The sequence below is a fragment of the Hymenobacter defluvii genome (assembly GCF_017589435.1).
Taxonomy (GTDB): Bacteria; Bacteroidota; Bacteroidia; order Cytophagales; family Hymenobacteraceae; genus Hymenobacter; species Hymenobacter profundi.
In genome coordinates, this window is sequence record NZ_JAGETX010000005.1 from 39,951 (window position 1) to 61,655 (window position 21,705).

Below are 21,705 nucleotides of genomic sequence, written 5' to 3' on the forward strand. Positions count from 1 at the left end.
AATCTCTGGGGCCGGTCTTTTTTATGGCTTTCTACGACTACTTAAGGAAACTTAACGCCCCGATAATCCAGCGGATTTAGCTGGGGGACGTTTGCGTTGTACTTCGCGTTGATGGTTTTGATCATCTCATTGGCGATGATAGCGTATCCGCGGGGTGTGAGGTGCACGCCATCCAAAGAGAACAGGTTGCCGCTGATGAAGCCAGCATTGTTAGGTACGCCATTTACCACAACGCCGCTGGTTGCTACCCGAGCTAAGAAAGCGTTGGCATCGAAGTAAGCCAGCCCTTTGCGGTCGGCACTTGCCTTGATGATGTTATTGAGCGCCGTGGTGCGGTTGTTAACCGAAGCTACTTCGGTTGCATCCAGCACAAGGGCATTCGCCAACGGGTTGGCAGCAGCAGCTAACGCCGTCGCAATAGCAGCCGGTGCACCAGGAATTTCCAGGCCAATACCATTCGGGAATGGGCTAGTAGCACTAGGCGTATTGATAACTGAACGAGCTGGTAGCAGAATCAAGTCATTAGCGGTTGCCAAGCGGACGGGTGCCGTGGTGCTGCTGGTGCGCACATATAGCGCGAAGCGAGTGCCGGCCGGTAGCGCTGGCAAACCTAGCGCTTGCGCAATGAGCGGGGCCTGTGCAGCCGGGATAGGGGTAGCATTCACTTGCGCAATGACAGCTGCCGTTGAGATAGTCGTGAACAGTGGTGTGTTGACAACGCTTGGAATATTTGCTACAATACCCTTGGCCTCGTTCAGCGTCAGCGCATCAATTACTTGATTATACTTCGTAGTAAATTCCGCGTCTGGCGTGAGAGGAGCACCCGTACCACCCGAACTAGCGTATCCCAGCACATCGTTGTTGCCCAACCAGTTAGAAAAAAAGGTAGGTTTGATGGCAGTAACCCGTTCCTGCACATACTGCAAGTAGCTGGCAGGCGAGTTGTTCAGCAGACGCTCGAAATAAGGGTTGAAGCCCAGCGGGTTATTGAGACCATAGCCATTGGTGGTCACGTCAGCTACCCGAATGCCAGGCACGCCCAGGTTTTGGTTGGCAGCTGCATTGGTAGGCTTTGCGAGCAGTGGCGTTCTGGTATCGGCACCTGTTCCCACTACCGCTGCTGGCGCCATGTTGCCGATTTGTGGATTACCGCTGGCATCGATACCCGTCAGGAACAGATAGCCTGTGCCATTCGCCTGCGCTTCCGTAAACAACGGCTGCACAAAGTCGCCGCCGCCTACCGACCGGAACTGCTGGGCCAGCATGGAGGGATAGGAATTCTGCTGGCCTTCCAGGTACAGGCCATTATCAGCAAAACCCGCCGTAAGGGAGTTGCCTACGGCGATATAGCGGGAGAAATCGGCGGTACCAGCGCTGGATTTTACTTCATCTTCCAGATCGGGCTGACAGGCCGTGAGGCTGAGCCCCAGCAGCGCCAGAAACGGCACTACTTTGCGAAATGTAATCGTATACATGTGTTCAGAACGGGAGGTGGGAAATTAGAAAGCGTAGTTCAGGCCCAGGCCCGGAATCACAATATTGGTTTTGTAAGTACCTGCTACCCGGTCGGTGGTGCCGTTGTTGATCAGGTCGGCCTGGGTTTCAGTCCGCTTCTGAATGCGGATAAACTGCCCCGATAGGTCCAGGCTGAATTTGCCGAATGCGTAGGAAGCGCCCACAGTACCGCTTATGCGGTCGTTGTCGGGCGTTTCGGGGGTCACGTAGCCGTCGGGCACGGGCGTCATATCGTAGGAGCCGCCGGCGCGCACCGTTAGGCCGCTGGTGAGCTTGTACTGACCGCCCAGGCGGAACGTCAGGGCATCTTCGTAGTTGCGCTTGGAAACGCTGGTGTTCTGCCCGTTGATCGGCTGGTCGAAATCAAAACGCAGTTCGCGGTATTTGCTCCACTGCACAAAGTTGACATCAAAGCCAATGGTTAGATTTTCGTTGGGCATCACGCCAATACCCACCGAGGTGGTAGCAGGCAGCGGCAGGGTAGCATTAAACTTGGTAGCCTGAAAGCGGCTCCGGAATGATTCCGGAATGTTGGTGAACGTCACGTCGCCGTCATTGTCCACCACCGCATCAATTTTGGAGCGGTGGCTGATGCCAATGCTCAGCTTATCCGAAGGCTTGTAGTAAATACCGGCGTTGAAGCCCAGCTTGGTTTTGGCCTTGCCATCCAGCTCGATGTGGCCGTAAGAATCGGGTAGGGCGATGTCGCGCTGGAGGTTTACGGCGCCGTAGGCCAGCACCACCAGGCCAGCGCCCACGCTCAGCTCGTCGGTAATGGCGTAGCTGAAGGTAGGCTGCACAAAAACGGATTTCAAGTCGATATCCGTTAGAGAAGTGCGGCCTTCCCAACCGTTGGCATAGCCCAACTTGCTGCCAAAGGGCGTATACACGGCAATACCTGCCCGGAATTTACCCTCGGCCGGTCCAAAACCTGCGTACAGGCTGAAAGGCGTCACCACGCTGTTGCGCAGCTCCCGCTGTATGTTGCTACCCTCCGCCACGAAGGCATTGCGGGCCAACGTCACGTTGCCGCCCAACTGTACGCCGCGCTCCCGCACCATGGCCAGTGCACCAGGATTATAGAACATAGCGGCCTGGTCCAGCGACAGGCCTACCCCTACGCCCCCCATGCCGTTGTTTTTAATGCCAGCCAGTGTAACCTGGTAGCCACCGGCCACAGCACTGCCCGTACCAGCAAGCAGCGCACCACTCACAAGGAGTAAAGATTTTAACTTCATACAGGAAATAAAAGGTGAGATTTTAGAAGGTAAGAACGGAAAATCGACGCAACTAAATGTAGAAAGAAAACCCGAATAAAGTATGCTTGCCGAGTAGTTTACGTTCGTCCGAAATCGTTTTCGTTGCTAGGTTGCAAAGCAACAAAAAGCCTACCGTTATTCCTTCGAATTATTGACCTTGCCCGTGCGTATATCCAGCACGTGGCCTTGCACCAGCAAATGCAGGTGTAGGCCCTGCACGCTCACGGGCTCGCCCTGCCCAATGCGGCCCAGGTTATGGCTGTACAGCTGCCGGCCATCCAGCACCACCACCTGCCCGTAGCCGAACACTTCGGCCTGCTGCCCACCCCGAATAATCACACCCGTTTCCTCGCTCAAGCCCAGGCCCAGGCAATTGGTGTGCGTGAGTAGGGCATGCGCCAAGCGCCCAAACCGCGCCCGCTCCACAAAGTGCTGATCAATAAGCAAGGATGGTAGCAGTCCCAGCCCTGGCAACACCTGAATGCCGCCCTTGCGCAGCGCCCGCCACCCCTGACCGTCTACCAGCATGTAGGCGGGTAGGGCCGCCGCGCCGGCACTGGTTCCGGCCACTAAGAACGCGGCATCGGTCTGGAAGCGGTGGCGCAGCACCCGCAGAAACTCGGTACCGGTCAGAAAATCGGTGATGCGCTCCTGGTCGCCGCCCGTGAAGAACACCAGCGCGGCTTGGTGCAGGCGGCGCAGGGTAGCGGGATGGTCGGCGGGGTGGTGCTCGTCGATGGCCAAATGGCGGACCTCCTGGCAGCCCAAGTCGCGCAGCGCTTGCTGGTAGGCGGTGGCCGTGGCTGCTACCTCGCGCGAGGCCGTGGTAATGATTTCAACGGGTAGCTCCGGCAAAGGCAACAAAGCACACAGCCGGGCCAGGAGGGCATCATCATCGCCCCCACCAAAGGCGACGAGGGTTCCGAGCGGAAAGTCAGAGGGAAGCATTCAGGGCAGGTAGGAAAAGCCCAAAAATAGTGGGCAACAACATGAGGGAAGCGCTTAGCCAAACAGCGAAAAACGGGGTAAACCAACCCGAATTCATTTGGCAAGCTCCCGGCAAGTACGCTAAGCACAAGCCGAAGGACGCGCTATTCATAAAAAAATCGGCACTAGCTGCGGCAAACGCAACAGTTAACCGGCTGTATTCTTCTACTTTTGCGCGTTCAATTGTACCAAACGTCGTTGCCTAGCGAAAAACGCCTCCCTCTAGTTATTGTATGAATCAGCACCCGACCACCGAGTTCATCACGTCCCTGATTCAGGAGGGCGAGTTTTTTAAACTCAAGGAAGCATTAAAGAAGTTTGAACCGGGCGAGGTAGTAGAGCTGATTGAAGAGGAAGAAGAGCGCGAACAGCTGATTATCTTCCGCCTTCTGCCGTTGGAACTGGCCACGCAGGTGTTCGAGTATCTTGACTTAGATATTCAGCGGCACTTTTTAGCTAACCTGGCGCAGGATAAGATTACGGACATCCTCAACGAGATGTCGCCCGATGACCGCACAGCCCTGCTGGAGTTCCTACCCGACGAGTTGGTGCGGGAGCTGATTCAGACGCTCTCGGAGCCGGAGCGCAAGGTGACGCTGGAGCTGCTCGGCTACCCCGAGTACTCGGTGGGCCGCCTAATGACGCCCGACTATATTGCTATCCGCGAGAACTGGACCGTGCAGCAGGTGCTCGATTACATTCGCCGCCACGGTGGGCAGTCGGAAACGCTGAGCGTGCTGTACGTGACCGATAGCCGTGGCCGCCTCATCGATGATATTCGCATCCGGGAGTTTCTCCTGGCCGACCCGCAAACCCGTGTGAACGAGTTGATGGACAACCGTTTCGTGCACCTGCAAACCATGCAGGACCAGGAAGAGGCCATCGAGGTGTTTCGGCGCAACGACCGGGTGGCCCTACCCGTGGTCAACAGTGACGGCATCCTATATGGCATCGTGACTATCGATGACATTCTGGACATTCGGGAAGAGGAAGATACCGAGGATATCCAGAAGCTGGGTGGTTCGGAAGCCTTGGATGAGCCCTACCTCACTATTTCGCTCCCTAAGATGATTCAGAAGCGGGCCGGCTGGCTGGTAGTGCTGTTTCTGGGTGAGATGCTGACGGCCACGGCTATGGGCTTTTTTGAAGGCGAGATTGAGAAGGCGGTGGTGCTGGCGCTGTTTGTGCCGCTCATTATTTCCAGCGGTGGCAATGCCGGCTCGCAGGCTACCTCGCTTATCATCCGGGCCATGTCGCTGGGGGAGCTGACGGTAGGCGAATGGTGGAAGGTAATGCGCCGAGAACTGCTGTCGGGCGCATTGCTGGGCGGTATTCTGGGCGCAGTAGGCTTTCTGCGGATTCTGCTGTGGCAGCAAACCGGCTTTTATGACTATGGTCCGCATTGGTTCCTGGTAGGCTGCACGGTAGGGCTGTCGTTGGTGGGCATTGTGCTGTGGGGGTCGTTGTCGGGCTCCATGCTGCCGCTGCTGCTCAAGAAGCTGGGCTTCGACCCGGCCACGTCGTCGGCGCCGTTTGTGGCCACGCTGGTAGACGTAACGGGGTTGATTATCTACTTCTCGGTAGCCACGCTGTTCTTGAGCGGAACCTTGTTGTAAGGCAGTAAGGGCAGCTTGCAGCCGCCCCCCGTTGACAGACCATACGTTGCAAGGATTTCCCTACCTTGGCGTATTATGCGTATATCTCTGTCAATCTGCACTTTGCTGCTAGCAGGCTGTCACCCTTCCGGCATGCCTACCCACAACACGCAGGAAACCGGCTGGCATCCTATCCTCACCGAAAACCGCCCCTTTGTGTACGCGGCGCGCTGGTACGCACCGGGCGCTACCACGGCTACCTTGGACACGGTGGTGCTGACGGCGCTGGGGAAACCGTGGAAAATTGAGCCCTTAGTTCAAGTGGCTATTGAACGGACTTTTCACCCAGATATTATACCAAATTCTACACTAAAGCAAGAAGTTGGTGCTATCGAGAAGCCGGAGAAATTCTGGTTACATCCACCACGCAATGGACATTACGATATTTTAGAGTTAAATCCTTTTCCAGACATTGAACTACCGGCTATTATTGGTAGAACATGGAATGTTCACAACTTTGGAGTACCGGATTCTTATTCCAATCCAAAGTGGGCTATTTGGGAAGACAATTTATTTCTCCAGCAGCAATATCAACTCACAGACTTCACCCTCCTTTCTACCCTACTCGGCCGCCTACCCTGCCACCGCGTGCTAGCTACTAGCAACTGCAAATTGGGCACCACCGCGCTGGAGTCATACTTCAACCCTACCTACGGCTTCGTGCGCCTGCACTACCGCAACATCGACCGCAGCCGGTTGGAGTTAGAGCTAGTGTCCGTGACGTCGCGTCCTAGTCTGGATAAGGCTATGTTTTCGCGCTATTTATAAGGAGTTTCAAGCGCTCCGTCAGCTAGGCTAGTTTGCCACACATCTGCTCAGGCGTAGAAAGCAGGCGCGTTTCGCTTACCTTTCTTGTACGCTACCAAAGCACGCAACCCCCTACCTATTACTCTTTTGCCAAGCGGTAAAATTTTTCTTTTGCCGCAGGCAACCATTTCGGGCACGTGGCCGAGTAGGCGAGTATAAACCTGGTAACCGTGGCGCAGTTCGACCCTGAACCTCAGATGCTCTTGGCTCTCCTGGCTGGCTGCCGCCGTGCCGATCGGGAATGCCAGCACCAGCTGTACCTGCGGTACTACAGCTACTGCATGAGCATTGCGCTGCGCTACACCCGCACCCGCGACGAAGCCATGGAAGCCGTGAACGATGGCTTCATGAAGGTTTTTCAGGACATCGGGCGCTTCGACCCGGCCTTGCACGAGCTGGCGGGCTCGTTTCGGGGCTGGCTGCGCAAGGTGATGGTGCACACAGCCATCGACCACTACCGGCGCACGGCAAAGCACACGCACACCCAGGAGCTGGACACGGTGGCCTACGCTCTACCCGACGATGGTAGCAACGCCCTCGACCAGCTCTCCTACCAGGATTTGCTGGCCCTTATTTGCCAACTCTCGCCGGCTTATCGCACGGTGTTCAACCTCTACGTCATCGACGGCTTCTCGCACGAAGAAATTGCTGGTCAGCTGGGCATCTCGGTAGGGGCTTCCAAGTCCAATCTGTCGAAAGCACGGGCACATTTAAAGCATTTTTTACAACCTAGTACTTCTCATGTCTACGCCGGACGACCTATCGGACAATGAACTCGACGCGCTTTTCCAGCGCAGCGCGGCGTCCTATCCGGAGCTAGACGGGCAGGAGGGCTGGCAACGCATGGCTGCACGCCTCGACACAGAAACGCACTTCCAGCGCGAGCGAACCAGCATCATGCGCCTGTTTGGCGCCGAAACGCTTTCGTTGCTGATCTTGCTGCTAGGTGGCTTTTATATGGTAGACGCTTTTTCAGGTAGCAACGACCCGCGCACTACTGCTACCCCAGCGGCTTCCAGCATCAATACTTCTAAACGCAAACACACTACTGCCTCCCGCTCCTTCAATGCTGCTCTCCCTACCTCCTCCGCTAATACGGCAGCTTCGGTCACTGCTGTACCGCTTGTAGCACCTACCACGCCCGCCCCCTTGCCTGTCGCCGCTGCTCCTACCCTAGCAGAGCCAACTACCTCTATACCAGCAGGACAGTCAGGCAGCGCAGCCGGTGTGGTTATCCCGCCCCGCCAGCAGCGAGCCCTATCTCTTGTAGCGAATCGCAAGAAGTATAAACGCATTGCTTCGGCCGCACTGCTTCACAACGTGCACCCGCAGTTGGTTGCCACTAATTCTGCTCCCCACGCGCCGGACGCAACAAGCCAGCCTGAGGCTTTTACGCCAGCGGCCGAAGCACCTACCCCTTCTTCGGTTGCCGCAGCCGCGGCCCCGAGTTCCACACCCGCACCTACGGCAGCAGGACCCGACTCGCTGGTGGCGCCTGCAACGCCGTTGGCTATTGCGGAGGCTGATTCGGTAGCTACCCCAACGCAGCCCGAAAAGCCTAGCAAGCCATCCTACCGCTTTGGTGTAGGCTTGATGTATGCGCCCGAGGTGAGCACCGTGCGGTTTGCCCAAGCCACACGGCCAGGCAGCAACGTAGGCATGCTGCTGGAATACAGGGCCACGGCCCGCTGGCGCATTACCACGGGCCTGATTCGCTCGGTGAAACTGTACGAAGCCCGCGGCTCGGACTACCACGCTCCCGCCGGCTTCTGGACCACCCGCTACGACATCGACGAGGTGTACGCCAACTGCCGCATCCTGGACATTCCCGTGAATGTGCGCTTTGATGCCCTGGTGCGGCCGCGCTACTCCGTATTTGCCAGCGCTGGCCTTTCTACCCTGCTCATGCGGCGCGAAACCTACGATTACGACTACTACCTCCAAGGCCAGAGTGTCAGCCGTGAGTGGACGCTGAGGAATGGCTCCAACCATCCGCTTAGCGTGCTGAACCTGTCGGCGGGGTATGAGCGCACCTTTGGCGGCCGATGGTCGGGCCAGGCCGAGCCATTTGTGAAGCTGCCGCTGGGTGGCGTGGGCTTTGGCAAAGTGAAGCTCAGCAGCGCCGGCGTTTTCTTCTCGCTCAAATACCAATTGCTTCCCACAGCCACGCAACCCGTGCGCTAAGGTTCTTTCCCCTGCTTCTTCGGCCTACCCAAGGCTCCTGCTCCGGTGCGCGCACTGCCCCGGCCGAGCCTCTGCGTGCCTACTTTTTTACGCTCACATACACTATTTCTCTCTTCACCAATCACTTAACCAATCATCACCATGAAAAACGTAGCCGTATTTTCTTCCGTACGCCGCCTGCTGGGGGTAGTGTACCTGCTGTTGCTCACCAGCTTGCTCGTAGGTGCCGTGAGCTGCGGCAAGGACGATAACACGCCCCCCGACCTCGACGCCCAAGCCACCGTGAAGCTGGCCACTACCCCTACCCTGGGCAGCTTTCTGGTCGATAAGCAAGGCAACACGCTCTACTACTTCACCCGCGACGTAGACGGCGCCAACGTGTGTACCGGCGGCTGCGCGGCAGTGTGGCCCATTTTTTACGAGGCCGATCTTAAGGTAGGCAACGGCCTAAACGCCACCGACTTCACCACCAAGAACACAGCCGGCGGTCAGCCCCAGACCTATTACAAGGGGTGGCCTTTGTACTACTACGCGCCGGCCGTAAACGGGCAAAACGTGCGCGAGCAACCCGGTGCCACCACTGGCGAAGGAGTAGGCAATGTGTGGTTTGTGGTGAAGCCCGACTACTCCCTGATGCTGGCTACCAAATCCGTTACTAACAAATCCACAGGGCAGGCGGCTACTGCCAACTTCCTGATTGACGCACAGGGCCGCACGCTCTACTTATTCGGGAAAGATGCGCGGCTACCCAACTCCATGACTACCAACTGCCAGGATGGTTGCCTGTCGGCGTGGCCAGCCTTTTATACGGCTGCCACTACCCTACCCTCTACTCTGAAAAGCAGCGACTTCAGCGTGCTGAACCGCAGCACCGGGCAGCAACTGCTCTACAAAGGCCGGCCCCTCTACGTCTACAGCGGCGACAACGGTGCCCGCGGCCACGCCGACGGCCACGGCCTGCGCAACGGCGACGACACCTGGACCGTGGCGAATCCCTAATCAGTGCCTCCCCTTACTATGCGCCATATGCTACGCTATCTGTCCTACCTCCTGAGCGGCTTGCTGCTGGCAAGCTGCGTGTACGACCACGCCGACGAGCCGGTAGCGCCCACCCCTCCTACCTGCGACACCGCTACCGCCACTTACGCCTTGTTCGTGTCGCCGCTGCTGGATCAGCGGTGCCGCTCCTGCCACAATGCCCAGTTCCCGCAGGGCGGCGCCAACCTCACCGATCTGGCTCAGGTGCAGCGCTATGCCCGCAACGGCACCTTGCTGGGCGTGGTCAGCCACGCGGCGGGCTACCCAGCTATGCCCAAAAATGGCTCCAAGCTGTCGGATTGCGAAATCACTCGCCTGAAAAAGTGGATCGACGACGGCGCGCCCAACAATTAATTCTCACCCTCACTGCTTGTCTGCTATGAATGTGTTGCTGATGCTCTTGGTGGCGCTGCCGGCCTGGATAGTGGCGCCCCTGAAATACACCACACGTACTGCTTCTATTTCTTTTTTCTCCAGTACGCCACTTGAAGACATCGACGCCCACAACCGCCAGGCGGGCGCCGCCTTCGATGTCGCTACCGGGCAGTTGGCTTTCACGGCTGCCATGAAGGATTTTCAGTTTAAGCGCAGCCTGATGCAGGAGCACTTCAACGAAAACTACGTGGAATCGGAGCGCTACCCAAAGGCCACGTTTGCAGGCCGCGTGCTGAACTACACGCCGGAGCTGCTGCAACAGGCCGGCCCGCAAACCGTGCAGGTAGAAGGTGACCTAGCCCTACACGGCGTAACGCGCCGCGTGCGAATACCCGGCACGCTAGAGCTGCGCGGCACGCAGCTGCTCATGCAGTCGAAATTCACTGTGGCCCCTGCCGATTTCAAGATTGAAATACCAGCCCTAGTGCGCGCCCACATTGCCAAAACCGTGGAGGTGACGGTGGAAGCCACCTGTGTACCTGCCACTTAAAAATCTGCTTCAACAGCTCGTCCTGCTGAGCGCAGCCGATACCTCTCGCCCATGCCTTTCGAGGTACTAAAGCGGTAGAGGTGCTCGGCTCCGCGTAGCAGGGCGGCCTGGTTGGAGTGTTCCTGATGCTTACTTCCTATTACTTATGACCAGACCCTTTCTCTTCTTCCGATGCATTGTGCTGCTACTCTTGCTGACGGGCGCCACCCGCGCCCACTGCCAAGACGATTTGCTGAGCTCTCTGGAAAAGCAAACCAACGACAGCCTGCGCCCTATCTACACCACGGCCACCTTCAAAGGCACGCGCGTCATCAACGGGCAGTCGGTGGAGACGCCGGGGGCGCATACGCTGCTGTTTCTGATTTCGCACCGATTTGGGCAGCTCAACAGCGGTGCCTACAATTTCTTCGGCCTCGACCAAGCCACCATCCGGCTGGGGCTGGAGTACGGCCTCACCGACCGGTTGGCCGTGGGGGTAGGGCGCAGCTCGCTGGAAAAAACCTTCGATGGCTTTCTGAAATATAAGCTGCTGCGGCAGGGTAGCGGCCCGGGGGCCATGCCCCTCTCGGCTACCCTGCTGGCTACCTCAGCCCTTTCTACCCTGAAGTTTGGCGACGAGCGAACCGGTGTGCGTCGTCTCACCTATACCTACCAGGTGCTGCTGGCCCGTAAAATAAGCCCTAGCCTCTCGGTGCAGCTAATGCCGACGCTTATCCACCGCAACTACGTAGCCACCAGCGAAGATCAGAACGACGTGTATGCTGTGGGCGTGGCGGCCCGGCAGAAGCTCACCAAGCGCTTCGCCCTCACGGGCGAGTACTACTACCTGCTGCCCGGCGCCACCGCCGACCAGTTTCGCAATTCCATGGCCCTGGGTTTTGATATTGAAACTGGTGGGCACGTGTTTCAGCTGCACGTCACCAACTCGCAGGGCATGATTGAGAAGTTCTTCATTCCCCAAACCACCGGCCGCTGGTGGCAGGGTGACTTGTACTTCGGCTTCAACGTGTCGAGGGCGTTTACGCTAGGCGGACGGTAACTCGCCCCAACCTGCCGGCTATCGGATCGTAGCAAGGGAGCTGTACCCTACCTTCCCTGCTTCCTTATGCCTACTGCCTTTATTCGGTTAGCTATTTGCGCTGGTGCCTGTGTGGCGCTGCTGGGGCTTGGCGGGTGTGCGGCCGTAGGGCGCTTAGCGCAGCTCGACGACGGCTGGTATCACGTAGAGCACCTGGGCGGCAACGACTCGCTGGCAACCCAGCTGCGGCAGGCCACGCGCTACCGCGTGTACGTACAGCAACGCACCGATACGCTGCGGCTCTCGCCCTATACCGACCAGCCCCAGCCCACCACCTACACGTACGAGCTGCAAAGCAACCACCACGCCCTGCTTTCCAGCCGCTCCTTCGATGTGGATGTGTTTACCCTACCTGTAAAGGCCCGTCTGCCCCGCGAGGGGGTACCGGTGCAGCTTAATACTACGTTCAGCGCCGCCGTGTACCTAGGGCGCCGCCTCGACTACTACTACCTACACAAGCACACGCTGGCTCCCTGGCAACACGAGCCGCGCATTCGGGCTACCGGGCTGGGCTACGGGGTATTCTTCGGCATGGGATCTACCAACGTAACAAACGACGTGACGCGCCAGCACGCTGGCCCCGAGTACGAGGGGTTCGTATTGCACGCCGGCATGGCTACTATCTACGATGCGCGCATTTTCAACGTGGGCCTAGCAGTGGGTTTCGATAACCTGCTAGGCCCCGACCGTGCGTACTGGATTTACCAACGGCGGCCCTGGTTTGGTCTGCTGTTCGGTCTGGATTTGAATTAACAGTAATTTATTTACTAATATATTTAGCAATAAATAACGCCAACCTTCTTTATCCTATTTTCGTTAGCAGCATATATCTCCTAAATGCTGAACTCATGAAAATTCCTGTTGAAAAAGGTCAAGACAAAGGCTTCCTGCCCGATGGCCGTTATACTGTTGAAATCACCGACATTGAAGAAGGCACCAGTGAGCACCAGAACGTGCCCTACTTTGCCGCCCGCCTGGAAAATGAGCAGGGCTTCGTTACCCAGCGCTTCTACACCTCGCCGGCCGGCATGCCCATTTTGCTGAGCTTCTGCGAGGCAGCTGGCGTGCATCCCGAAGAAGGCAAGGACATCGATACCAAACAACTGATCGGTAAAAAGCTGTCAGTAGAGGTATCCGACCACTCCTACGCCGACCCCGCTACCGGCAACGAGCGCACCATTAAGCAGGCTACCGGTTTCCGGACGGCCTAAGCTGCTCCTCAACTCAACCCACAAAAGCCAACGGCTGCCTCAGAAATCGAGGCGGCGGTTGGCTTTTTTGTCGCTGTGGCGTTTCTTCTCTTCTAGCCGTTTGCGCACGGCACCCGCACTGGGGCGCGAGGCTTTGCGAGCTTTGGGCTGCTGCAAATTTTCCTTGAGCAACGCGTAGAACTTACGCAGCGCGTGTTCCTTGTTGCGCAGTTGGCTGCGGTCTTCCTGAGCTACCACTAACAGGTAGCCATCGGTGGTGATGCGGCTGGCCAGCTTTTCCTGCAAGCGCAGCTTCTGCTCATCGGTGAGCAGGTGCGAGGTAGCTAGGTGAAACCGCAGTTCCACCCGCGACTCTACCTTATTCACATTCTGGCCGCCTGGGCCACTGCTACGGCTGGTTTGTACCTGAAGCTCGGGCCAGAAATAGTCGGCGGGGGGTAGGGCCATAACAGGAAAACGGTGAGATGAGGGTAGGGAATGAGGTTAGAGTTCTAAAGCAGCGTTTACGCAAAAATACCCTGCCAGCTACAAGCCAGCAGGGTATTTTTGTAATGAGATTTAGCGGAATGCTAGCGTGTGGCTGCGGCAGGCACTTTGCGTACCAACCCGGTGATACCGCCACGTTGCAGGCGCTTGCGTACGGCATCGGCAGTAGCCCAGTCAGCAAACCCGCCTACCACTACCCGGTTGAGCGAGCGGCTGGCTACCGTTTCGGTGGCTACCGTTACGGAGAGTTGCTGATCTACGGCCAGAATTTTGGCTTGCATAGCGGCCGCGTTGCGGGCATCACCAAATGTGCCGGCTTGCACCACGTAAGTAGGATTCAGCACAACTGGGGCGGCGGCGGCGGGCACCTCTACGGCTACCTCCGTCGTTTCCAGAGGCGTGCCCAAGGCCAGCGCCTCATCTTCTACCAGGGCGGCTAGGTCGGCGGGGGCAGCAATAGGGCCCAGAGGAGTAGTTTCGGGTACTACCTCAGCCACCACATCAGCCGAGCCATCAGCGACGATGCCCAGTGGGCGGGCTGCTATTTCGGAAAGGTCTAGGATGCGGGCGTGGCGAAATGGACCGCGGTCGGCTACGCGCACCACCACAGCCTTGCCGTTATCGGGGTTTGTCACGCGCAAACGGGTGCCGAAGGGTAGGGTTTTGTGGGCGCAGGTGTATTTATGACGGTCGAACCGCTCGCCGCTGCTGGTGCGGCGTCCTTGGTGCTCCCGGCCATACCAGGAAGCGCGGCCCCGTAGCACGGCGGTGCGGTGAGAGGTAGCAGTCAGAGCTTTTTCGTCGTCGCTGAGGCGGGCGGCTCGGGTGGTCTGTGGCAGCGCCAAAAGCACGGCAAAAAGCACTGCGATGAGAGAACCAGAAACACGCTGTCGGAGAGGCAACTTCATTCAAACACGAATTGGTGAATCCGACAAATCTAGAGGCCCACAACTAAACCGGTCCTGCATCGTCCTATTTTCGCACCTACAAGCTTTCTATATAATTGTACTTTTTATATAAAATTTGCATTAAAATAATTTGATGTTTGCATAGTTAAACCACGCCTAAATCAGCATTTGTGTTTAGTTAAGACTACTTTTGCCGTATTATAGGACAAAACAAAGACAAGGGCAGAAATAAGATTATCCGGCCTCTAAAAAAATTATGTCCTTCGTCTGATTCCTCCCGTATAGCCTAGGTTGGAAAAGTCCGAATTATTCCGTATGACCTGTAGTACGGTAAACTACTGCATCTTCTCTTTTACGCTATGGATTTTGGTCGCCTTTCTGATCTGCGCTACGTCGATTTTTCGTTGCCTTCCGACCACCCTGTTACAGCCACTGTGCTGGCCCGCGCCGCGGCTACCCCATCGGCGCCCGCCGTGTACGTGGGCTGCCCCATCTGGACCAACAAAGCGTGGTTGGGCTCCTACTTCCCGGCTGGCATCAAAGATGCGGATTACCTACACTACTACGCCCGGCAGTTCAACAGCATCGAGCTAAATACCACGCACTACCGCATTCCTGATGCGCCCACCGTGCGGCGCTGGCGCGACGCGGTGCCGCCAAGTTTCCGTTTCTGCCCCAAGCTTCCCCAAAGCATCAGCCACGACCGTGCGCTGTACAATGCCGACGACCTCACGCTGTCGTTTTGCCGCAGCATAGGCGAACTGGGCGAACGGCTGGGGCGGGCGTTTCTGCAACTGCCACCCCACTTCGGCCCCGAGCACCTACCCCGCCTGGAACGCTACCTGCTCGATTTTCCGGCGGAAATTCCGCTGGCCGTAGAGTTACGCCATCCGGCGTGGTTTGCCAATCCAGAGCTGTTTGCTACCGTATCGGCCATGCTGGAGGCGCTGGACAAAACGTTAGTGCTAAGTGATGTAGCCGGCCGCCGCGACGTGCTGCATATGCGCTTGACGACGCCTACCGCCTTCATCCGCCTCAACGGCCACGGTCTGGTCCCCAGCGACTACCAGCGCGCCGACGCTTGGGCCGAGCGCTTGGCCACGTGGTTTGGCGCCGGCCTGCAAACGGCCTACGTGTTCATCCACCAGAAAGACATCATGCACTCGCCTCTCTGGACACAGCATTTCTTGCAGCGCTTACAGCAGCTTACGGGCATAGTGGTAGAGCCGCCCCGTGTGATTCCGCAGCCGGTGCAGGGGAGTTTGTTTTAGGAAACGGTGCAAAACCCTGACGGGGCTTGAAGCCCCGTCAGGGTTTTGTAAGAAAGCAACCTCTAGCTAATGCGCTAAGCTAAGGCGAATGTTCAGCTCTGCTATAGGACTTAGCGGACGTTTTATCTCTCCCGTATTCGTAGCATAGTTGTAGGTGTATTTTGAATGATTTCCTACACCTAGGCCTACGTTACCATCAAATAGTCCCCACTTGCCTATCCGGCGCTGCATACCCCATAGTACTGTCACACCTGAATAGTCGTACCCATACTGACGCCGCATATCTGTCGCATAGTATGGCTTGTAGCTATACCAATCATTGCTGAGTTGCAAAGCCAAATAGTTACCTATAAACGGGCCGTGTGCACGGCCGCGCTGCTCTCGCTTTATCTGATTGTAGTAATAACGCGCTCCAAGGTCTGTGTTGATCCGTGCTAATTGTACAAATGATCTATCATTCGTTCGATAACGGCCACCCGTTTGTAGCATTGGTGATATATTACCGTAGACAGAAAACTTCGGCGTAAGCTGGCGCTCTACACCGAGCGTAATCGGCAGCAGCAAACCGGAATAGCTTCCATATCCCGAATCGCGGGTTAAACCCGTCCCTAGCTTGAATAGCGTATTGGGTAACCATGTGGTGGATGGGGTAGACGTAGCGGCCGCCGGGTTGTCAATCTCTTTCTCGGTTTGCCCAAACGAAATGCTCGGTAGTAGCAGAACGGCTGCAACGGCCGACACTAGAATGGTTTTCATGATACACTATGTAGAATAAATGGAAAGGCATCGATAAGTAGCAGAGCATCAAGAATACGAATAGGTTGGCTGGGGTCCTAAAAAAAATTCAACTCGGCTGATACGAAAATCCGTACTTGTGCGTGATAAACTGTCTACGCCACTCTTTATGCTTTTCTCCCGCGCTACCCAGCTCCTACTGGGCGTTGCCTTTTGCAGCTTCGCGCTGCCTACCCGTGCTCAGCTAATTGCCCCTACCCCCACCGATGAATTGCACTGCCTGATGCAGCCCCTCGACCCCGCACGCCGGGCCGGGCAGGCCAGTTTGGTGATAGAAGGTGAAGTACTAGACTCGAAGGGCTTTTGGGATGCAGCCCACCAGCACATCTATACATCTCACCGGGTACGGGTGTATCAGGTATTCAAAGGCACGGCGGCCACCGAAATTACCGTCGTGACGGAAGGCGGCACCGTTGATTTGGACCAGCAGCACCTAACCAACACCTTGACGCTCAGCGCTGGCCAGCAGGGTGTGTTGTTCTTGTACCCAGCGCCGTTTGCGGGGCTGGATGCCGTTGGGGGAGCAGCTTGGGCGGCGTATGGCAGCGAGCAGGGCTTCATTCAATACGACCTAGCCACGGCCACGGCCAAGGAATCGTTTCGCTCCTACCCTACCCTCGGCGATACATTCTACGCTTCCCTGACCAACCTCACGGGTCAGGCGCGGCGCGTGGTGCAGGCCAACCCGGCCCTGACTACCGCCCAACGACGTGCGGGCACCGCAGCCCGCGGACAAGCGCCGGTGATTGCGGCGCTGTCTCCACTGACGACCACCGCCGGCACCGAGTCGGTGCTGACGATTACGGGCACGGGCTTTGGTGCTACGCGGGGCACGGGCTTCGTGGAGTTTCGGAATGCTGATGATGGCGGCGCTACCTTCACACGGCCACTGGATACAGATTACGTTTCCTGGACGAACACAAGCATTCAGGTACGGGTGCCCTCGTATAGTGCCGATGCCCACCCGGCCGGCACCGGCCAAGTGCGTGTGACCAGCAGCGACCAAGTGACTGCTACCAGCGCCCAGGTGCTTACGGTGGTATACGCCATCAGCAACGTGCAGGAAACCACTGGCAAGCTCACCTACCGCCCCGGCCACATCAACCAAAATGACAACGGCGGCTACACATTTCGCTTCGATCAGAACTTTGCGGCCAATGCGGCTGCGTCGGCGGCCTGGCAACGGGCGCTGGAAAACTGGCGTTGCTCCTCGGGCATCAACTGGCAGGTAGGCGATACCCGCACCACCAACGGCGTGGCCGACGACGGACAAAACTCCGTGGGCTTCGACCAGACCAGCGGCTCTACTGCCGGCGCTACCCTACCCGTCAACGTGCTGGGGCGCACCACCAGCTATTACAGCGGCTGCCGCAACGCCAATGGCAGTATTGTGTTTTACGTGCGCGAGATTGATATGCTGTTTTCCAGTGCGGCGGCCTGGCAGTTTGGCCCTAGCGCACCCGCGCCTCAACAGCTTGACTTTGAAACGGTAGCCGTGCACGAACTAGGGCACGCCCAGCAGCTTTCTCACCTGATTCGGCCTTCTGCCGTGATGCACTACGCCGTATCGCGCGGGCAGGTGAGCCGCACTCTCAGCCCCGTTAGCGACATTGCCGGCGGGCGCTTGTTGCTGCGTACGCGCAGTTTCCCGGCTGCCAGCTGCGATGAGCCAGCCATGCTACCCGCACCGCTCACCCGGTTTACCGCCACTGGCCCCATCCTCACCTGGACCACCCGCGACGAGTGCTTTATACAGGAGTTTGTAGTCGAGCGTACCAGCGCAGATACCACTGCTCGCAACTGGCAAACTCTGGCTACCATAGCTGCTGGCGCCACCGGCAACAACTATGGCTATGCCGATGCGCAAGCGCCTACCAGCAGCTTGCTCTACTACCGCCTGCGCATACGCCGCCCCGATGGCTCACTGGACACCACCACACCCATTGCCACCACTTCCGACGCCTCATCCCTCACGGGCCTGGCGCTCTACCCCAACCCGCTGAGCAACGGCCCCTTACAATTTCAATACAACACTGGCGCTGCCACCACCTTACGACTATACATCTACGATGCCCTTGGCCGGTACATCCAGGGTAGGGCTATTTCGCTGCAAACCGGCCTCAACTTATTTACCCTGAATGCAGATGGTCTGCACCCCGGCTGGTACGCCGTGCGCTGGACCGATGAAACCGGCCGCAAAGGCACCGTGCGCTTTATTCGGCTGTAAGTGAGTTGTTAGGTTGCCAGTAAGCAAAGAAGCGTCTGTCATCCTGAGCGCAGCGAAGGACCTTATCACGTCAGCACGATTCTCGTAACAACGACTCGTTCTACCATGAAAAGGTCCTTCGCTGCGCTCAGGATGACAGGCGCTTTTCTGCTTACTGGCAACATAACAACAACTTATTTTTCCAGCAGCATAGCGCCGTAGGAATAGCCACCGCCGAATACAGTGATGACTACCCGGTCGCCTTGTTGGAGGTTGGGCCAGGTATCGGCTAGGCCGATGGCGGCGCCGGCGCAGCCCGTGTTGCCCAGGAACTGAATATTGGATACGGCCCGGTCTTCGGGTAGGCCTAGCTGTTCTACCACATTGCGCGTGATGCGCAGGTTGGCCTGGTGCGGAATCAAGTAGCGCACGTCGCTAACGTTCAAGGTATTGCGCTCCAGCAACTGCGTGGTTACGCGGGCCATGTACTGGCAGGCATGAATAAACACGTCTTTGCCGAAGGGCATCACAATGCCTTTCTCCACCGGCTTCAGCGTGACGGCAGTGCTGGCTTTGCCACGGGTAGCGGCGCCACCGGTCATCACGTCCACAATACGAATATCATCTGGGCTCAGGCGCTCTTTGCTGATGAGTAGGGTAGCGGCCCCATCGCCCCAGAGGTGGCCGGCCATGGTATCCTGCTCGTTGTTGTAGGCCGTGTTGTGTTCCGACACTACTACAATGGCGCGTGTGGCTTTGCCCATGGCAAAATAGCCTTCTACAATTTCCACCGCATTCAGCAGGGAAGAGCAAGCCGAGGAAATACTTACCGTCGGGATATCATCGACGCCCACGGCTATTTGCACGGCGTGCGCTACCGTGAAAATGGTGTCGTGGGGCGTGTAGGTGGCGCCCACAATAAGATCGAGACCGGCCGCAAAGTCCGGCGCGGCAGCCAGGGCACGCTCGGTGGCCTCTACGGCCATGGTATTGGTATTTTCGCCGGGAGCCGCTTTGCGTCGCTCCCGAATGCCAGTGCGCTCAATAATCCACTCGTCCGACAGCCCGTTGAGTTGAGTGAAATGCTCGTTGGTTACTACTTGCGTCGGTAGATAGGTGGCTACCTGATGAATATACACGGGAAAGGAACTAGGGAAAGCAAGAAAAAAAGAAGGGGCCACACATCAAATCAGACCCAGGGCATCGTTTTGCCGAAGCGGCCCGTACTTTGTAGGCTCCGCCCCAACAAACGCCACTCCCTAGGCTGAGTTCACGCTTTGCCGTTACAAGATTATGACTTTTCCCGCTTTCCCCCCACGTATTGCCCTAATTCTATTCATGCTACTGCTGGGCGTGGCGCCAGCGGCACGGGCGCAGAAATACCGCACAGCAGCCGGCGTGCGTTTGGGAGCCGGCAACTACGGCCTCACCCTACAGCAGAAAATCTTTGAAAAAACAACTCTGGAAGGACTTGGTTTGGTAGGCAACCGCGAGGTGAGTGCCGCGCTACTGGCTGAGCGTCACTTCGGTATCCTGGGGCCTAGCCTCAACTACTATCTGGGCGCAGGCGGCCACGTAGGCAACCACAAAGACGACGGGGCCTTTGGCGGCGTAGATGTTATTGTGGGCTTGGAATACAAATTGCCCATTACCCGGCTGGTTTTGTCCGCCGATTTCAAGCCCAGCGTGGAGTTCGGCTCCTCCGACTGGGCCCGCTTTCCCACAGCTATTTCAGTCCGCTACATTTTGGTGAAGGAAAGGAAAACCGGCTTCCTCAACAATGTTTTCGGCGGAGATAAAGACAAGAAAAAGTCGAGAAGCCGGGAGAAAAGCGGCACCCGCCGCGGCCTGTTCGATTTTTAACGAGCGTGACCCTACCCCCAGCCCCTCCCCTCCGGGAGAGGGGTGCCAGGCGTAAAGGAGAACTTGTGGAATTGTGAGGAGTGAGTTTTCACTTTTCACAACGTTACTACTACTAGACCCCACCCCTCTCCCGGAGGGAAGGAGCCGGGGGTGGGGTCACGCCGTCCTACCCTTAGCTGCGGTGCACGCGGCCGCTGCCGGCTACGGAACTGCTCACTTGCGGATTGCCGCTCACGTATACGCTGCCCGAACCGGCGATGCGAGCGTCCAGCGTTTTGGAGGCATACACGCGGGCATTGCCCGAACCGGCAATACGCACGCCGCACGTTTCGGCGCGCAGCTTGGTGGCCTGAATGCTGCCCGAGCCACTGATGCTCACGTTGGTATCGGTGCTGACGCCTGCTACGTTTACGCTGCCCGAGCCCGAGATGGAAATATCCGTTTTGTCGGCCTGCATTTCGGGCAGTTCAATGTCGCCCGAGCCGCTAATGGACAGTGCCAACACGTGGCTTTGCACATCAGTCATGGCCTTGATGCTACCCGAACCGCTCACGGCCAGCGCGTTGATGTCGGGCATGGTGATGTAGACGGTGATTTTGCCCTGGTAGTCGCGGCCGCGGAAGTTGTTTTCTGGCTTGCGCCGAATGCGCAGGCGTTTGCCTTCGACGATAGTTTCGAGGCGTGCTATGTCTTCGGAGCTGCCTTCTACCTCTACCTTTTGGGGGCTACCCTGGCGCAGTATCACGTTGGCTGAGCCTCCCAACCCAATTTCAGAAAAAGCGCTTACCTGCCGCGTTTCGCGGGTATCGGCTAGCGCTGGCTGCGTCAGGAAGGCAGCAAATAAGAGCAGGCAAAGAAAGGTCAGCGTTTTCATGGGGGTACGGTTAGTGGTGAGGTATGTTTGGTAGATGCAACTACTTGCACAAGGGTTGCCCCGCTATTTTACAGCAGGTACGTATTCAACTCCAAAAGCCTATTGCACCCCGCTTTCTACCTTTCTCTACCATGTCTCTCCTTACCCTACTGCTGCTCAATGGCGCCCTTACGGCCTATCTCACCGGCGTTATCTGGACGGTGCAGCTGGTGGTGTATCCCGCGTTTGCGGAGGTAGCGCCGGAGCGGTTTGCGGCGTTTCACCAGCGGCACTCCACCCGCATCAGTTGGGTGGTGCTGGCCCCAATGGTGGCCGAGCTGGGCCTGGCCTTGTGGCTGGCGTGGCAAGGACGGGCTACCCTAGGCGCGGCGGGTTGGGTAGGGCTGGCGCTGGTGGTAGCCATTTGGGCCGCCACGTTTTTTGTGTCGGTGCCGTTTCACAACCGGCTGGGGCAGCACGGTTACGATTACGTGACCATTGATGGGCTGATACGCACCAACTGGCTGCGCACGGTGCTCTGGAGGGTGCGGCTGGCACTGCTGGGCTGGTTGCTGATGCAGTACCTCGTCGTATAATTCAGTATGGGGTAGGCCACAAGATTTTCGTCCCACTTCCCTACCTTCCAGCGCTTAATTCACCTGCT

The 21,705-nt window shown here is 57.5% G+C and carries 22 protein-coding genes; 14 read left to right on the plus strand and 8 right to left on the minus strand.

Features of this window, described 5'->3' with window-relative positions:
- Window positions 1–41: 41 nt before the first annotated feature.
- The 3 genes from J4D97_RS10630 to J4D97_RS10640 all read right to left on the minus strand — a co-directional run bounded on the left by J4D97_RS10630 (window position 42) and on the right by J4D97_RS10640 (window position 3,722).
- Window positions 42–1,475, minus strand: a complete 1,434-nt coding sequence (locus tag J4D97_RS10630; RefSeq protein WP_208307568.1) for an SGNH/GDSL hydrolase family protein — start codon at window positions 1,473–1,475, stop codon at window positions 42–44.
- A gap of 24 nt (window positions 1,476–1,499) precedes the next feature.
- Window positions 1,500–2,753 (minus strand): OmpP1/FadL family transporter, encoded by a 1,254-nt coding sequence (locus J4D97_RS10635; protein WP_208307569.1) that lies wholly within the window; start codon window positions 2,751–2,753, stop codon window positions 1,500–1,502.
- Window positions 2,754–2,909: 156 nt separating this feature from the next.
- The gene (locus tag J4D97_RS10640; protein WP_208307570.1) at window positions 2,910–3,722 is read right to left on the minus strand and encodes a cyanophycinase; all 813 of its coding nucleotides are present in this window, start codon (window positions 3,720–3,722) and stop codon (window positions 2,910–2,912) included.
- 272 nt (window positions 3,723–3,994) lie between these two features.
- On the opposite strand from J4D97_RS10640, the gene mgtE reads away from it, so the two are divergent.
- The 10 genes from mgtE (at window position 3,995) to J4D97_RS10690 (ending at window position 12,659) form a co-directional block, all read left to right on the plus strand.
- A complete protein-coding gene (gene mgtE / locus J4D97_RS10645) occupies window positions 3,995–5,377 on the plus strand; it encodes a magnesium transporter (protein ID WP_185282191.1) in 1,383 nt (460 codons plus the stop codon).
- Window positions 5,378–5,509: 132 nt separating this feature from the next.
- Window positions 5,510–6,184 carry a hypothetical protein gene (locus J4D97_RS10650; protein WP_208307571.1) on the plus strand — a complete coding sequence of 225 codons (675 nt, stop codon included), beginning with the start codon at window positions 5,510–5,512 and terminating at the stop codon, window positions 6,182–6,184.
- Between the two features lie 236 nt (window positions 6,185–6,420).
- Complete coding sequence (locus tag J4D97_RS10655; RefSeq protein WP_208307572.1) at window positions 6,421–6,996, plus strand: RNA polymerase sigma factor; 576 nt, start codon at window positions 6,421–6,423, stop codon at window positions 6,994–6,996.
- Window positions 6,965–8,407 carry a hypothetical protein gene (locus J4D97_RS10660; RefSeq protein WP_208307573.1) on the plus strand — a complete coding sequence of 481 codons (1,443 nt, stop codon included), beginning with the start codon at window positions 6,965–6,967 and terminating at the stop codon, window positions 8,405–8,407. The genes J4D97_RS10655 and J4D97_RS10660 overlap by 32 nt, the downstream gene beginning before the upstream one ends.
- Window positions 8,408–8,548: 141 nt before the next feature.
- On the plus strand, window positions 8,549–9,406 hold the full coding sequence (locus J4D97_RS10665; protein ID WP_208307574.1) for a hypothetical protein: 858 nt from the start codon (window positions 8,549–8,551) through the stop codon (window positions 9,404–9,406).
- Between the two features lie 27 nt (window positions 9,407–9,433).
- A complete protein-coding gene (locus tag J4D97_RS10670; RefSeq protein WP_208307575.1) occupies window positions 9,434–9,799 on the plus strand; it encodes a c-type cytochrome in 366 nt (121 codons plus the stop codon).
- A 25-nt stretch (window positions 9,800–9,824) separates the two neighbouring features.
- Window positions 9,825–10,370, plus strand: coding sequence for a YceI family protein (locus J4D97_RS10675; RefSeq protein ID WP_208307755.1), 546 nt, complete (start codon window positions 9,825–9,827; stop codon window positions 10,368–10,370).
- A gap of 145 nt (window positions 10,371–10,515) precedes the next feature.
- Complete coding sequence (locus J4D97_RS10680) at window positions 10,516–11,409, plus strand: DUF5777 family beta-barrel protein (protein WP_208307576.1); 894 nt, start codon at window positions 10,516–10,518, stop codon at window positions 11,407–11,409.
- 66 nt (window positions 11,410–11,475) lie between these two features.
- Window positions 11,476–12,201 carry a hypothetical protein gene (locus J4D97_RS10685; RefSeq protein ID WP_208307577.1) on the plus strand — a complete coding sequence of 242 codons (726 nt, stop codon included), beginning with the start codon at window positions 11,476–11,478 and terminating at the stop codon, window positions 12,199–12,201.
- 95 nt (window positions 12,202–12,296) lie between these two features.
- Window positions 12,297–12,659 carry a hypothetical protein gene (locus tag J4D97_RS10690; RefSeq protein ID WP_185282188.1) on the plus strand — a complete coding sequence of 121 codons (363 nt, stop codon included), beginning with the start codon at window positions 12,297–12,299 and terminating at the stop codon, window positions 12,657–12,659.
- A gap of 39 nt (window positions 12,660–12,698) precedes the next feature.
- Here J4D97_RS10690 and arfB read toward each other — a convergent pair whose 3' ends face one another.
- Both arfB and J4D97_RS10700 read right to left on the minus strand, forming a co-directional pair.
- On the minus strand, window positions 12,699–13,106 hold the full coding sequence (arfB, locus tag J4D97_RS10695; RefSeq protein WP_185282187.1) for an alternative ribosome rescue aminoacyl-tRNA hydrolase ArfB: 408 nt from the start codon (window positions 13,104–13,106) through the stop codon (window positions 12,699–12,701).
- Between the two features lie 122 nt (window positions 13,107–13,228).
- Entirely contained in the window at window positions 13,229–13,996 is a 768-nt protein-coding gene (locus J4D97_RS10700; RefSeq protein ID WP_208307578.1) for a septal ring lytic transglycosylase RlpA family protein, read from the minus strand.
- Window positions 13,997–14,412: 416 nt separating this feature from the next.
- Between J4D97_RS10700 and J4D97_RS10705 the strand changes: the two genes are divergently transcribed.
- Window positions 14,413–15,324: a DUF72 domain-containing protein gene (locus J4D97_RS10705; protein WP_208307579.1), complete on the plus strand. Its 912-nt coding sequence runs from the start codon at window positions 14,413–14,415 to the stop codon at window positions 15,322–15,324.
- A 66-nt stretch (window positions 15,325–15,390) separates the two neighbouring features.
- Here J4D97_RS10705 and J4D97_RS10710 read toward each other — a convergent pair whose 3' ends face one another.
- Window positions 15,391–16,080: a hypothetical protein gene (locus J4D97_RS10710; protein WP_208307580.1), complete on the minus strand. Its 690-nt coding sequence runs from the start codon at window positions 16,078–16,080 to the stop codon at window positions 15,391–15,393.
- A gap of 148 nt (window positions 16,081–16,228) precedes the next feature.
- On the opposite strand from J4D97_RS10710, the gene J4D97_RS10715 reads away from it, so the two are divergent.
- Entirely contained in the window at window positions 16,229–18,346 is a 2,118-nt protein-coding gene (locus J4D97_RS10715; RefSeq protein ID WP_208307581.1) for a T9SS type A sorting domain-containing protein, read from the plus strand.
- Window positions 18,347–18,519: 173 nt separating this feature from the next.
- Here J4D97_RS10715 and J4D97_RS10720 read toward each other — a convergent pair whose 3' ends face one another.
- Window positions 18,520–19,464 carry a 3-oxoacyl-ACP synthase III family protein gene (locus J4D97_RS10720; protein ID WP_185282182.1) on the minus strand — a complete coding sequence of 315 codons (945 nt, stop codon included), beginning with the start codon at window positions 19,462–19,464 and terminating at the stop codon, window positions 18,520–18,522.
- Between the two features lie 154 nt (window positions 19,465–19,618).
- Here J4D97_RS10720 and J4D97_RS10725 point away from each other — a divergent pair, with 154 nt between their 5' ends.
- Window positions 19,619–20,188: a hypothetical protein gene (locus tag J4D97_RS10725; RefSeq protein ID WP_208307582.1), complete on the plus strand. Its 570-nt coding sequence runs from the start codon at window positions 19,619–19,621 to the stop codon at window positions 20,186–20,188.
- 172 nt (window positions 20,189–20,360) lie between these two features.
- On the opposite strand, the gene J4D97_RS10730 is transcribed toward J4D97_RS10725, so the two are convergent.
- On the minus strand, window positions 20,361–21,062 hold the full coding sequence (locus J4D97_RS10730; RefSeq protein ID WP_208307583.1) for a head GIN domain-containing protein: 702 nt from the start codon (window positions 21,060–21,062) through the stop codon (window positions 20,361–20,363).
- Between the two features lie 131 nt (window positions 21,063–21,193).
- On the opposite strand from J4D97_RS10730, the gene J4D97_RS10735 reads away from it, so the two are divergent.
- Window positions 21,194–21,637 carry a hypothetical protein gene (locus J4D97_RS10735; RefSeq protein ID WP_208307584.1) on the plus strand — a complete coding sequence of 148 codons (444 nt, stop codon included), beginning with the start codon at window positions 21,194–21,196 and terminating at the stop codon, window positions 21,635–21,637.
- The last annotated feature ends 68 nt before the right edge of the window (window positions 21,638–21,705 follow it).

What these genes read in the sequence shown, in the direction of transcription:
- J4D97_RS10660 (WP_208307573.1), top strand. Translation starts at nt 6,965, where the DNA reads ATGTCTACGCCGGACGACCTATCGGACAATGAACTCGACGCGCTTTTC.
- J4D97_RS10655 (WP_208307572.1), top strand. Translation starts at nt 6,421, where the DNA reads ATGCTCTTGGCTCTCCTGGCTGGCTGCCGCCGTGCCGATCGGGAATGC.
- J4D97_RS10630 (WP_208307568.1), bottom strand. Translation starts at nt 1,475, where the DNA reads ATGTATACGATTACATTTCGCAAAGTAGTGCCGTTTCTGGCGCTGCTG.
- arfB (WP_185282187.1), bottom strand. Translation starts at nt 13,106, where the DNA reads ATGGCCCTACCCCCCGCCGACTATTTCTGGCCCGAGCTTCAGGTACAA.
- J4D97_RS10735 (WP_208307584.1), top strand. Translation starts at nt 21,194, where the DNA reads ATGTCTCTCCTTACCCTACTGCTGCTCAATGGCGCCCTTACGGCCTAT.
- J4D97_RS10670 (WP_208307575.1), top strand. Translation starts at nt 9,434, where the DNA reads ATGCTACGCTATCTGTCCTACCTCCTGAGCGGCTTGCTGCTGGCAAGC.
- J4D97_RS10705 (WP_208307579.1), top strand. Translation starts at nt 14,413, where the DNA reads ATGGATTTTGGTCGCCTTTCTGATCTGCGCTACGTCGATTTTTCGTTG.
- J4D97_RS10690 (WP_185282188.1), top strand. Translation starts at nt 12,297, where the DNA reads ATGAAAATTCCTGTTGAAAAAGGTCAAGACAAAGGCTTCCTGCCCGAT.
- J4D97_RS10665 (WP_208307574.1), top strand. Translation starts at nt 8,549, where the DNA reads ATGAAAAACGTAGCCGTATTTTCTTCCGTACGCCGCCTGCTGGGGGTA.
- J4D97_RS10730 (WP_208307583.1), bottom strand. Translation starts at nt 21,062, where the DNA reads ATGAAAACGCTGACCTTTCTTTGCCTGCTCTTATTTGCTGCCTTCCTG.
- J4D97_RS10715 (WP_208307581.1), top strand. Translation starts at nt 16,229, where the DNA reads ATGCTTTTCTCCCGCGCTACCCAGCTCCTACTGGGCGTTGCCTTTTGC.
- J4D97_RS10650 (WP_208307571.1), top strand. Translation starts at nt 5,510, where the DNA reads ATGCCTACCCACAACACGCAGGAAACCGGCTGGCATCCTATCCTCACC.
- J4D97_RS10710 (WP_208307580.1), bottom strand. Translation starts at nt 16,080, where the DNA reads ATGAAAACCATTCTAGTGTCGGCCGTTGCAGCCGTTCTGCTACTACCG.
- mgtE (WP_185282191.1), top strand. Translation starts at nt 3,995, where the DNA reads ATGAATCAGCACCCGACCACCGAGTTCATCACGTCCCTGATTCAGGAG.
- J4D97_RS10640 (WP_208307570.1), bottom strand. Translation starts at nt 3,722, where the DNA reads ATGCTTCCCTCTGACTTTCCGCTCGGAACCCTCGTCGCCTTTGGTGGG.
- J4D97_RS10635 (WP_208307569.1), bottom strand. Translation starts at nt 2,753, where the DNA reads ATGAAGTTAAAATCTTTACTCCTTGTGAGTGGTGCGCTGCTTGCTGGT.
- J4D97_RS10685 (WP_208307577.1), top strand. Translation starts at nt 11,476, where the DNA reads ATGCCTACTGCCTTTATTCGGTTAGCTATTTGCGCTGGTGCCTGTGTG.
- J4D97_RS10725 (WP_208307582.1), top strand. Translation starts at nt 19,619, where the DNA reads ATGACTTTTCCCGCTTTCCCCCCACGTATTGCCCTAATTCTATTCATG.
- J4D97_RS10680 (WP_208307576.1), top strand. Translation starts at nt 10,516, where the DNA reads ATGACCAGACCCTTTCTCTTCTTCCGATGCATTGTGCTGCTACTCTTG.
- J4D97_RS10675 (WP_208307755.1), top strand. Translation starts at nt 9,825, where the DNA reads ATGAATGTGTTGCTGATGCTCTTGGTGGCGCTGCCGGCCTGGATAGTG.